The following is an 11,472-nucleotide window of genomic DNA, read 5'->3' as shown; positions in this document are numbered from 1 at the left end:
GCTACCCACCGGCTATGCCAGTAGTAATACTCACTCCTGGCAATCCCGTAGTGTTTACAGGCAGCGCTCACGCTGCCGAGTTCCTCGGCAGCTCGAAAACCAGGCCAGTCGAATACGAGCCCCATACACTTGGAGTTGTTTTCCGGTCATTGTTCTTGTTCTCACTTTCACTCCTTTCTAGATTAGAAAGTATATGACGAAGTGTCCAAGATGTATGGGAGCCGGATATATTTAGTTTGCAGGCAAATTGACATATAATGATATAAATGTTAAAATATATAAGAACATTGTACGCCGAACGGAGGTACGTGTTCACTAGGACAGGGAGAAACTCATGACTCGAGTCGATGAGCTGAAGAGCCAGATCGCTCAGTGCGAAGACGTCCTCCACAACCCGCGTAGCGGCGTGCGGAAGATCATCAAGGCAACTGTGCGACACCGTCGACTGATCAACGAACTGATCGAAGAAGAGAATCGAATCCACGAGATAGAAATGGCAGCCATGCGCACACACCACGAAGTCACAATGGCGAAATTCCGTCGTGACTGCGAGGAGGAGCTGCAAGCGCCGGTATCACTCGATTTCAGTTCAGTCACACTCGAATCTCTCTATGGCGGCTCTCTTCCGCCGGATCTGAGGAGAAAGAGGAGCTAACAGCTCCGGCGAGCGTACAGGTTTCTCTCTGTCCTCGCTAACTGAGTAGTAAATGTATTTCCTTTACTTTTCAGTTAGTGCACTATCGGTGGTTTTTGAGGTGGTAAACTAGTATGGTCAGACCCGACACCATTTCCGAAAGGGATGTACTATGCAACAGCTGGAGCAAACCTTGGTATGTACCAATTGTGGCGCAGTCAATTGGGCAACTAATACGCGTTGTCATAATTGCAGAAGTGTCAGAACTGGATTTTGGCCCTGCTTTACGCTATGGCTCACACGGTAGCATGCGTATCGTTACTCGGCTTGTAGGAACAACCTTGCGGGCTGCCGGGTAACTGTCTAACAACTCGGTGCTACCGAGTTGTTACAGCGCCCTCACCGACATCTCTCCAGGATGTGGTGAGGGTCCTCCCCCTTGAGCGGTTGACTTACTGCCAATCTTTTAGATGGTGTTCGCCGCGTCTACTGCTGTTCGCAGACTCCGCCTGCGCAGCCGAGCTCTTTTGCTCCGTTGGTTTGGTCCTGTTGCTCGTAGATAACGAGGTGGGAAAAGTCGATGATGCCAAGTGCCTTGGCGCGTTTTTCGTATTCCTCTTTGGTAATTTCTTCGTAGGGAGCCAATTGGTATATGTGGTCGTTGCGAGGCAAGAATGATAGGCCTCCGACGATATCCCAGTTTTGATATACGAAGTTGGCAATACTAAGCCACTCATCGTCACTTGCATAAATAGTGACCGATGGATTGTGCTCGGTAAAATGTTCTTTCAGGCGTTTCCATTCATGGAGCATTTCAAGTGCCGACACATCCTTGGCGACAATAGCTTGATCAGGTGCCTTGACTGGGAACTCCAACACCATTGTTGTTGTGGTTGAAGTTGAATATCCAACTTCAGGAAACACTGGAACGCCTTGCTCCTGAGCTAATTTGAGTAATGGGTCGTTGACGCTAATGCGGACACGGCGGATATAGTATTTAGCGAACCATGGATGCATTCCCGACCCGACACCAAGGAGCTGGCCTGAGTTGCCGTGAGGTTTTACACAGGTAATGGCTGTTGAAGGACTTTTACCAAGACGCTTTGCGTAGGTTCGATTGGCTTTAATCGCTTCTTCGCGCAGAGTCTCTAGGTTTTTATCGTCACGGACAATCTTGTTATCGTAGTAGCCGGTAATAGAAATACCAAGCAGCTGCTCTTCTTCGCAGTTGTCGTGCCATGCCTGGTTAAGATAACCAAAGTCAGTCAGTGTTGCCTGGTAGGTTCCTACAATAGCGGCGAGCCGCATTTTGCGTTTGAGATTTTCTATATCGTCCTCAGGACGCACGACAATTGAAGTAAGGTTACAAAATTGGCGTGAGCGTAGATAAATTTCGCCACATGGGTTTACGCCCACTTGCGACTGTTCTTTTAACTTTTCCCAACGACGTTTAGGAACTTGCTGTTCAAGGCCGTCGCGGTTAAATATACCGCGCTCACCACTACCTGAAGTAACGAGGGCTGTCCATTCCTCTAGAAACTCGCCAGCGGTCGGCTTAGTTTCGTATACGGCTGAGTTATTTGCCATCGAACGCTGGCCTTCTGTCTGCCAGAACGCACCTTTCTTAGAGTCGCGCATGGCGTTATCATCCAATGCGGAAAGTGAGATAAGAGCGGAACGACGAACACCTCCGGCAACGACGATGAGTCCAATTTGACAAATAATATCGTGCAGGTCGAGTGTTGTAAGACGGCGACCCTGTCGACCTAGCATTTTACTGCGAGTAAAGTTCATGAGGTCGCGGAGAGGAGCTGGCCCGGATGAACGACCACCCATGGTTATGAGGCGTGATCCAGCGGGACGAACCATTGAATAGTCAATGTCAACGTCATAGCCAGAGGCCCAAGCGCGACATGCAAGCACGAATGCGTCGCACCAGCCTTCCTTACTGTCCTCAACAAGAATTGCTGGCTTTTTCTTACCAGTCTGTTTTTGGATTTGTGGAAATTTTTCTACATTTTCTGGTTCTACCGTAAAACCGCAGCCGGCACCGCACATAGAGACATACATAATCTCTGAAAGATCTTCCCATGAGACTGGCGCAATGTAAGCACAGTTATAGGCACATACATTACTAGCTTCACAAGCGTCCCCTGCCGACCATAGTAGTCGCATAGAAGGACAGATATCTTGTTTTAATATGGCTTCACGTACCTCTGCGTATTCTTCATCAGTCAGTGACGAGCCGAGTTTTTTGCGCATGTAGCCCATAAAGCGATCAATCGCCTCACTCCAGGTCTCGCGGCGGCCATATTCATCACGCCAGCGTGCGTAAAACTGATAAAAAATGAACTCTTGGTAGGATGACTTAAAGTATTTACTGCTCTCGGCGATCTTATCGCGAATCTCTTGAGAGATCATAAGCTCTTGCTGACGCTTTTTGGCGTGCTCTTCGCGGTACAAAATAAATGCCTTTGCCGTAGCTGTGTAATCAGTGAGCATAAGTTGACGTTCGACTTCATCCTGAATAGATTCAACATTTGGTATGAAATCTTTATATTTTTTAGCAATTAGCAACATCTCGCCAGCGACTTTATGTGCGACAACAGTAGCCTCGTCTTCACTGCCTTCGCCTGTCTCAATGAGCGCCCTGCTTATCGCTTCAACTATTTTGTCGAATTCAAACGATACGATACGTCCATCGCGTTTTTGTGTCTGTGGCAAGTACTTAGTGTAGGTGCGCACAGTGTTACTTACGGTACGCTTTTTGCCGGTCTCTAATTCGGCGGTAGCTTTTACCATTGGTTTTATCTCCCCTATTTGTATTATTCTTTGCTCCTCTTTTTTTGGAGCATGCCCTCACAAGCAGTACTTTGTAGTATAGGAAAAGAGCGATCTGTTGGCCTGTGACCTACATCACATGTATTGGTGTAACAAAGTCTACAACCGCTATATCTAGCGTTCTACCAGTAGGCACCCGTACCAATTGCTTGACTGATGTGGGTGTAGCCATCCTGTTCTAAGAGAGTCACGAAGTCGTGATTAATCTGACCTATTAGTTGTGGACCTTCGAAAATCATTCCTGTGATTAGCTCGACTAAATTAGCGCCAAGTTTAATTTTTTCATACGCATCCTTAGCTGTAAAAATGCCACCGACGCCAATGATGATAAAACGCTTTCCATAGGTAAGATATGTTTTGCGGATTAATTCGTTTGTATCTTTTTGTGTTGGTTTGCCGCTGAGGCCACCGTGTATGGTATCGGGCAGCACGTCCTTGGCACTTACCTTGGCACGATTTTTCGCTAAATTTCCAATCGTCACACCATCAACACAGTGACGTGCTATAACGCGGAGTAGTCTATTGTATTCTTGCCACGGTAAGTGGCTGGGCATCTTTATAAATAGCGGTGTGACGAGATGAAGTCTATCGACTGCAGTGAGTAGCTTTTCAAGGCGCTCTGGTGTCGTAAAGGGTTCGCCTCCGTAAGTATTAGGACATGAAATATTAAGTGTAATCATGTCACCTACTCGGGCTCGACGCAGGTAATGTAGACTTCCAATATAATCGGCTACTGCCTCATCGTCAGTACAAGTTTGAGGTGAGTTTGTTTTTGCTACTGATATATTGAGGGGAAAATCACGCAGTTGGCGGCCGTCATAGTTTTGTAGTCGGTGCGTAATTGCCTCTACGCCGTCATTAGCAAGCCCGGCGTGGACGACTAGTGATTTAGTATGAGGCAGTCGGTAAAACCACGGCCGTGGATTGCCGTCGCATTGATGAAATGTAATGGAACCACCTTCCATAAACCCAAAACCAATGGCGTGCATAAGTGGTGGCAATGCAAAGTTTTTATCGAATCCGGCTGAGAGACCGACGGGGTTTTGGAACGTAATACCATGAATTGTTTGTTTAAGCGCCTCTGGATTATGGTAAGCCCAGCTCTTACGGATGAGTTTACGAAGCATCGTGCTACGCTGCGTGAGTTTGCCGAGTGATAGGATTGTATCGTGGACTCTATCCGGCGGCAGCTTAAAGAAAATTGGCTTGCCGACATGTTGATATAAACGTTCAGTACTGGTACTTAAAGATGAGATCATATAATCTCACCTTACCTCTGTTAGCAATTTTATACCTATGACGTAGATCACATCCGCGCATTGGCTAGTGACGCTGCAGTTGCCATGGACCATGAGCCCTGAGCGCGTTGAAAATAACGATCACATCAACAACTTCTTGTAACACAGCCCCCACAATAGCTGGAATGAATCCAGTAGAAGCGATCAACATCAAGATTATACTAATAGCGATGCCCACCCATATACTCTGCAGAGCAATGCTAATTGTTCTCTTAGCGATCTGAATAGCCTGAGCGCTTTTTTGAATATCATCAACGAGCACGACAACGTCTGCCGTTTCACTAGCTGCCGTTGATCCCCTTGCGCCCATTGCCATACCGACATCCGCCACGGCCAGAACAGGCGCATCATTAACGCCATCCCCTACCATCATCACGGGGCGAGTTGAAAGGTTTCGTACGACATTAACTTTATCTATCGGAAGACACTCTGCGTGAATATCAGTGATGCCAACCTCTTTTGCAATGCGACTGGCTGTTCCCTGTGAGTCGCCTGTTAACATGAGAGTTTTTGTAATGTGCATAGCCGCAAGCTCACGTATAGCTTGTTTACTTTCGGGTCGAACACGATCACTGAATGTTATTGCTCCTGCAAATTTTCCATCTACTGCTACGTATACAGCAGTTTCACCAGACTTGAGCGCCGTTTCGTGTATTTTTATGTCCTCATGCTTTAAGAATGCGAATTTCCCGACGAGGACTTTTTTACCTTGCACTGTCGCCGTAATCCCTTGGGCAATGACTTCACTGACATTCGTCGGCGAGTGAATAGTAATATGTTGTTTCTTTGTTTCGGTAATCAATGCTTGGGCCAAAACGTGAACGGATTGTTGTTCGGCGCTTGCTGCGTAGGCTAATACCTCACTCTCCTTAAATCCATTCGCTGCGTAGATTTTTTGTATGTCTGGTTCACCATGCGTTAGCGTACCGGTTTTGTCGAATGCAACAACTCGTGTATCTGCCAGTCGTTCCAGAATGGCACCGTTTTTAATGATGATTCCGTTCTTTGCTGCCCGGCTCATGCCAGAAATAAGTGCAATAGGTGCAGCAAGGAGAAGCGGACATGGAGTGGCGACGACCAATACCTCGGCGAATCGAAGTGGGTTGCCAGAGAGTGTCCATGCGACTCCAGCAATAGCGAATGAGATAAGTGTAAATGGTACGGCGTAACGGTCGGCTAGTCGGACGAATGGCGCCGGTACGCTAGTGGCGGATTTAACTAACTTAATAATCTGTTGGTACTGGCTGTCTTCGGCGGTTTTTAACACCTTAATAGTAATACTTCCGCTGCCATTTATAGATCCACTAAGAAGCTGCTCACCTTTTTTGTAGGTTACGGGTAAACTTTCACCAGTTAGCGATGATTCGTCTAGCTCGGCTGCTGGACTTTCGAGCGTGGCGTCTACTGGAACAACCTCGCCGGGCTTTACTAATAGATGATCGCCTATTCTTACCTGTATAAGCGGGATCGTTTCAACCGAATTACCTACGATTTTATGGGCTGTTTGAGGCGCACGCTCCAAAAGATCGTTTAGCTCTCGCTTGGCTCTGTTAGCTGCGTAATCTTCAAGAGCTTCGCCACCAGTGAGCATCAAAACAATAATGATAGCCGCCCACTGCTCGCCGACGGCGATGGTGCTTATAATGGCAGTGACGGCGAGGATATCAATGCCGTATCGGCCTTCGCGCAGGGTCATGATCATCTCATAGCCAAGTTTTATGGCGACGACGAGTGAAAAGAAACTAAGAAGAGCTACTGCGCCGCTATGAAAGTTAACCGTTTCGAATACGGCACTTATCAATATACAGACAAGTACGAGTGATACTAAAGGATAGCTCTTAATAAAACGCTGTAAGTCATTCATAATACTTATGGCTTTAATTATACGCGTAATCTGTTCTAAGCAAAAACTTATTATTATAGTTTACACTTCTACCTATCTCTATGAAATTACCGTTTAATTCAGATGACGACGCAGTTATCCGAGGCAGACAGACTGCTCCTTTTGTATCTGGTAGATATTCGAGCTTTACGCCTGTTTCACAAGGTTCACATCCTGCTCAAGAAGAGAAAAGCAGCTTTCGTTTGATTTTTCGCTTCCTCGTTTTAGTCGGTGCTCTCTATCTGACCTATACTTGCTATGGTCTTATATCGCACGGATTTAATCTTCATTCCGCTCAAGCGGCCGCAGTCGCTGCGCTACCCACCAAACCGCAGACGATCTGTCTAGATCCTGGCCACGGTGGCGATGATCCGGGTGCAACAAGTAGTGACGGCGGCATTACAGAGCGCGATATTAATCTCCAAGTCGCTCAGCAGGTTGAACAGTCGCTCCAGACTGCAGGTTACAAAGTGTATATGACGCGTACGACCAACGATGAGACACTTTCTAATAGTGATAGGTACACCTACTGCAATAATCAGCACGCAACTATTATGGCCTCTATTCACCATAACGATTATTCGGACAGCACGGTGGATTATTCAACAGCTCTATTCTATAAGGACCAAGATCAAGCATTGGCATCAAGTATCCTCGATAGCGTCTCATCTAAATTGCAAACAACCAACGATAACATTGCTCAATTTGATGATGGTGTTTTGTCGGAGTCCACTATGCCTGCAGCATTAAGCGAAGGATTTTTTATTACAAGTGATAATGAATATGCGCAGCTAACAGCGGCAAATTCTACACGGCTCTCAGATGAAGCGGCTGGTATTACGACGGGCATTGTGAACTACTTCACTAAACCGAAGTCTTCACAGCCGGCCATTAATACGAATCCACAAGTTATTGAACGCAGTGACACATAATAAATAAAGACAGAACGAGCCTGTCTTTATTTATTATGAGCGGGTGAGCTTTTTCTTCAGCGATTTGAGTTTTTTCTTCAAAAGGCGCTTGCGGGATGCCCCATGCCAGTTCTTATGCTTAGCCATGCGTTTTAATCCAATCTTTTACTATTTATGCAATCATACCACATTTTGACCGAATTGGGGGTGATATTCTCCTATGATAAAATTTGTCTATGGTTACCTGCGAGATCAACGAGCTGATTTCGACCCTCGGGTCGAATGAATTCCATGACATGACCGCGCCCGAATACACCCCGGAGGTGACGAGGTTGTTCATCGCTTGCGGTGGGTGCCCCCGTCCAGCTGCCTGCTTCTTCAAGGGCGGATGTGAACTGGGCAAGCCTACTGGCTGATCCTTCCGTGTACCATATTCCTCTGCCTTCTCGCCAACCGGGTCGGCAGAGGAAGTCTCTCAACAGACGGATATCTGGTAGTTATAGTATAATAACGATTGCTTTATGAAACGACTCGACAATTATTCTCAAAATTTTCTACGTAGTCCACGGCTTATTAAAGAGCTCGTCGGACACTCTTCGATCTCCAAAAAGGATCTTGTATATGATATTGGTGCGGGAAGCGGTGTTATATCATCGGTGCTTGCCGAGCGTGCTCGAGCGGTGGTGGCGGTCGAGTTTGAGCCACGCATAGTCGCAACCCTACGAGCTAACATGGAACGCTATTCAAACGTGAAGGTTTATCAGGGTGATTTTTTAAAGATGCCACTACCTCAAGATGCTTATAAGATTTTTGCAAATATTCCTTTCCATCTTAGCTCACCAATTGTTCATAAAATTGCCGAGGCAGATAACCAGCCAGAAGCAGTTTACCTCGTGGTTCAAAAACAGTTTGCGAATAAACTGCTTCCTGATTCTGACCACTTTACTGGACAGCTTGGTATGATGATAGGTCCGGATTTCGCTGTTCGTATTCGTAAACGTTTGCAGCGAACTGACTTTTGGCCACACCCCAACGTAGATACTGTGCTACTTGAAATGGTGCGCCGTGAGCAGTCACTTATTCCTAAAGAAAAGATGCCCGCTTATCGTGAATTTATAAAGGGTTGTTTTTCAGACCCGAAGATATTTGTCAAAACACCGCGTCAGGCTGCTGGTCTTGCGTCTGATATTAGACCTTCTCAAATGAAGCTGATCGAATGGGTTACATTGTTTAATCTTTGGTCGATGGAACAGGATCGTAAAAAATAGTCTCTGCTAATCTATCGCCGCATGTCTCATGTATGGCATAATACCGCATATGCATACAGATGAAATTTGGCAACTTTATAATGATAACGGAACGCCTATTCCAGGTGTGGGCGATACGCCGGAAAATTTACGTCGTGATAAAACACGCATTGTCGCGAATGCGCATGTGTGGTTCTGGAAAAAAGACGGTGATGATATCGCTATTCTTCTCCAAAAACGGTCTCTGACTAAAAGCACGCGTCCTGGATGGTATCACATTTCTGCGGGCGGCCACATCAATATGGGCGAGGCGCCACTTGAGGCTGCGTTACGTGAGACAAAAGAAGAAATGGGTCTTACACTTAAAGCTGACGAGCTACACTATGTTCACTCCACTAGGATCGTTGCGGTTAATCCTAACGACATCGTGCACGTTTATTTATACCAACTTACCGGTAATGAGAAAATCACTCACGATGATGGTGAAGCTGAATCGTTTGATTGGCGTTCGCTTGATGATTTTGAACACATGGTAAAAGGTGCTGAGACGCATAACCTCGTTCCTCAAGGTCAACTTTATTTTGAAACACTTATCGCAGCAATTAAGTACGAGGTAAAGAATTAAGGCTGTAGGAAAAACGTCCTGCAGCCTCGTTTTTTGTCTTAAGTTCAGCAATAAGTATCTGATCTTTGTCGCGAAGTGACTGTTTTTTTGAAGGCATGAATTACTACTTATGCTCAGACGTAGCAATTGGAATGGTTTTTAGTATCTTGCGAAGGTACGGATCACCATCCGGGAACATATCAATAACAGTCAAAGTATTAATGATTACCCCGTCGCCTTTATGGAGACGCTTGTCCTTTTGAACAGTGACATGCGGCTTAAAGTCGTTTCCTACAAATTCAGGTACATTAAATCGTACATTGCCTTTTTCTAAAAAACTTACGAGTTCAAGATGGAGTTTGGTAATGGCTTCATTTTTCTCAAGGAGCGTTACCTGTACGTTCTTTTCATCGCCGAACCATACATCTTCTGCTGCGGTTGTAGAAACGGTTTGTAGTTTTTGAGATTCCTGAATACAGTTTTGTAGCAGGATTTCTTCGTCCCAGTCGATAGCGAAGATATCGGTAAGCGTTACATGAAGAGGCCAATCCGCAGGTTTATATATTGTACCTTCAGCTACGGGTTCAAGAAGTTGGACGATTGTATATTTTTGAGTAAAGCCTGTCATAACTACATGATACCTCTTTTTCGAACACTCGACCTATCATATTTTCATTTCTGATTGGTCTTATGTGTCCAGCGAGACTGGGTGATATAAGAAATTTGTGAACTGGTTGGAGTTAGTCAATGCACCATCTTCGTGCTGTTTAAAGCGTGAACTTATCCCCTTAGTCGTTACGAAATATTGTGATCCATTTTTAGTGACAAAAACACGACCAAAACGCTCGTGATCTTGCAAGAGCTGATCTCAAAAACATCCCAACTCCTATTGTTCTATTTGAGCAATATTGGCAAGATTGTTGCTGGGAACATACAGTTCATCTTCCCTTTCATCTAAATATCGGCCAAATGAAATAACCAGAGCCTCAAGATCCTCAGTGGTCATCTATTCTTTCGTTTCTTTTTCAGTAGGCTCGTATAATTCGTGCGTAACCATATTGTAGCAAAAATCATAAAAAAGACTGAGACGTCTCTTAGTAAACTAGGACCTGCTTATGTGTTCAATTAAATATAAAAAATAGAGACACAGCAAGCATTTGTATGATGCAATAAAAAATGCTGTTAGCTTCATGAAAGCTAACAGCATCATATTTACATCACGTGATTTGAATTAAAATGTGAAGCGCCTGGTGGGCGCACCACATAAATCGTGGTACGTTCACCAGGCGGTGGTTCAGATGGTTGCGATGTTGATCGCGTAGGCAGCGCGAGCCCGCGCCTCCTTGATGTTCCGGCCCTTGTCGCCGAGGCCGAGAGCCTTGAGCGTGTCGGGGTGGAGGTTGCCCTTCTCGTCCAGCGTGTGGCCGGCGATCGCCAGCTTCAACGCCTCCACGGACAAGTCGTTGCGGAGCCGAGCGCGGACAGTTGAGAGCGCCGCGCGCGCCAGATAGGCGCCGGTTGCTCCCGTGCTGCGGTCCTGGTGGTCCAGGCTCCCGGCCACCTTGGGCAAGGGGCTGTCGCTCTTGCACTGCTCCACAGTCTTTGCCCACGCGCGGTTCAGGCGCTTGGACCAGACGATGAATCTGTCGCTCTGGAACTGGGCGAGCATCAGCTGAGCACCGGCGTACTGCCGCGTGGTCAGACCCTGCTTCGCGAGTTCCGCCCGCGCACCGCGGATCAGCGCCCATCTGAGATCGCTATCCACGAGCATGGGGTCCGACAGCTTCGGCTGGTGGTTGCTCTTACGTGCCGCCATGGCGGTCACTCCTCTCATCGTAAGAACCAGGACTCTCCTGGCTCTTGAGATTAAGAATATAATAGCATATATGTATTATATAGTCAATAGTTTTTTCGGGTAACTATACCTTTACAACAAGTAAATAGTTAAGGCTTCTTGGGGTGTACTTGCTATAAGGGGATAGTCACCAAATAACACAAAGATATTTTATTATGCAAATCATTGCAAACACCCCTAGCTCGCAGCAAAGATTGCGA

General features: G+C 46.3%; 9 protein-coding genes. 4 read left to right on the top strand and 5 right to left on the bottom strand.

Going from position 1 to position 11,472, the window contains the following annotated elements:
- Positions 1 to 334: 334 nt before the first annotated feature.
- Positions 335 to 655 (top strand): hypothetical protein, encoded by a 321-nt coding sequence (locus tag VLG36_01585; GenBank protein ID HSW77473.1) that lies wholly within the window; start codon positions 335 to 337, stop codon positions 653 to 655.
- A gap of 465 nt (positions 656 to 1,120) precedes the next feature.
- On the opposite strand, the gene VLG36_01580 is transcribed toward VLG36_01585, so the two are convergent.
- From VLG36_01580 to VLG36_01570, 3 genes are all read right to left on the bottom strand, one after another.
- The gene (locus VLG36_01580) at positions 1,121 to 3,436 is read right to left on the bottom strand and encodes an ATP cone domain-containing protein (protein ID HSW77472.1); all 2,316 of its coding nucleotides are present in this window, start codon (positions 3,434 to 3,436) and stop codon (positions 1,121 to 1,123) included.
- Positions 3,437 to 3,597: 161 nt separating this feature from the next.
- Positions 3,598 to 4,734 carry a quinone-dependent dihydroorotate dehydrogenase gene (locus VLG36_01575; GenBank protein ID HSW77471.1) on the bottom strand — a complete coding sequence of 379 codons (1,137 nt, stop codon included), beginning with the start codon at positions 4,732 to 4,734 and terminating at the stop codon, positions 3,598 to 3,600.
- 64 nt (positions 4,735 to 4,798) lie between these two features.
- Complete coding sequence (locus tag VLG36_01570) at positions 4,799 to 6,637, bottom strand: heavy metal translocating P-type ATPase (protein ID HSW77470.1); 1,839 nt, start codon at positions 6,635 to 6,637, stop codon at positions 4,799 to 4,801.
- 80 nt (positions 6,638 to 6,717) lie between these two features.
- Here VLG36_01570 and VLG36_01565 point away from each other — a divergent pair, with 80 nt between their 5' ends.
- The 3 genes from VLG36_01565 to VLG36_01555 all read left to right on the top strand — a co-directional run bounded on the left by VLG36_01565 (position 6,718) and on the right by VLG36_01555 (position 9,438).
- Positions 6,718 to 7,587, top strand: a complete 870-nt coding sequence (locus VLG36_01565) for an N-acetylmuramoyl-L-alanine amidase (GenBank protein ID HSW77469.1) — start codon at positions 6,718 to 6,720, stop codon at positions 7,585 to 7,587.
- Positions 7,588 to 8,087: 500 nt separating this feature from the next.
- Complete coding sequence (locus VLG36_01560) at positions 8,088 to 8,834, top strand: rRNA adenine dimethyltransferase family protein (GenBank protein HSW77468.1); 747 nt, start codon at positions 8,088 to 8,090, stop codon at positions 8,832 to 8,834.
- Between the two features lie 49 nt (positions 8,835 to 8,883).
- Positions 8,884 to 9,438 (top strand): NUDIX domain-containing protein, encoded by a 555-nt coding sequence (locus tag VLG36_01555; protein ID HSW77467.1) that lies wholly within the window; start codon positions 8,884 to 8,886, stop codon positions 9,436 to 9,438.
- Between the two features lie 103 nt (positions 9,439 to 9,541).
- Here VLG36_01555 and VLG36_01550 read toward each other — a convergent pair whose 3' ends face one another.
- Positions 9,542 to 10,045 (bottom strand): hypothetical protein, encoded by a 504-nt coding sequence (locus VLG36_01550; GenBank protein ID HSW77466.1) that lies wholly within the window; start codon positions 10,043 to 10,045, stop codon positions 9,542 to 9,544.
- Positions 10,046 to 10,711: 666 nt separating this feature from the next.
- Positions 10,712 to 11,233 (bottom strand): hypothetical protein, encoded by a 522-nt coding sequence (locus tag VLG36_01545; GenBank protein HSW77465.1) that lies wholly within the window; start codon positions 11,231 to 11,233, stop codon positions 10,712 to 10,714.
- Between the last annotated feature and the right edge of the window lie 239 nt (positions 11,234 to 11,472).

The sequence above is a fragment of the Candidatus Chromulinivoraceae bacterium genome (assembly GCA_035478595.1).
Taxonomy (GTDB): Bacteria; Patescibacteriota; Saccharimonadia; order Saccharimonadales; family Saccharimonadaceae; genus CAMLKC01.
The sequence above is the reverse complement of the archived record's forward strand: the minus strand, read 5'-3'. Positions and strand labels throughout refer to the sequence as shown.

What these genes read in the sequence shown, in the direction of transcription:
- VLG36_01585 (HSW77473.1), top strand. Translation starts at nt 335, where the DNA reads ATGACTCGAGTCGATGAGCTGAAGAGCCAGATCGCTCAGTGCGAAGAC.
- VLG36_01580 (HSW77472.1), bottom strand. Translation starts at nt 3,436, where the DNA reads ATGGTAAAAGCTACCGCCGAATTAGAGACCGGCAAAAAGCGTACCGTA.
- VLG36_01575 (HSW77471.1), bottom strand. Translation starts at nt 4,734, where the DNA reads ATGATCTCATCTTTAAGTACCAGTACTGAACGTTTATATCAACATGTC.
- VLG36_01570 (HSW77470.1), bottom strand. Translation starts at nt 6,637, where the DNA reads ATGAATGACTTACAGCGTTTTATTAAGAGCTATCCTTTAGTATCACTC.
- VLG36_01565 (HSW77469.1), top strand. Translation starts at nt 6,718, where the DNA reads ATGAAATTACCGTTTAATTCAGATGACGACGCAGTTATCCGAGGCAGA.
- VLG36_01560 (HSW77468.1), top strand. Translation starts at nt 8,088, where the DNA reads ATGAAACGACTCGACAATTATTCTCAAAATTTTCTACGTAGTCCACGG.
- VLG36_01555 (HSW77467.1), top strand. Translation starts at nt 8,884, where the DNA reads ATGCATACAGATGAAATTTGGCAACTTTATAATGATAACGGAACGCCT.
- VLG36_01550 (HSW77466.1), bottom strand. Translation starts at nt 10,045, where the DNA reads ATGACAGGCTTTACTCAAAAATATACAATCGTCCAACTTCTTGAACCC.
- VLG36_01545 (HSW77465.1), bottom strand. Translation starts at nt 11,233, where the DNA reads ATGGCGGCACGTAAGAGCAACCACCAGCCGAAGCTGTCGGACCCCATG.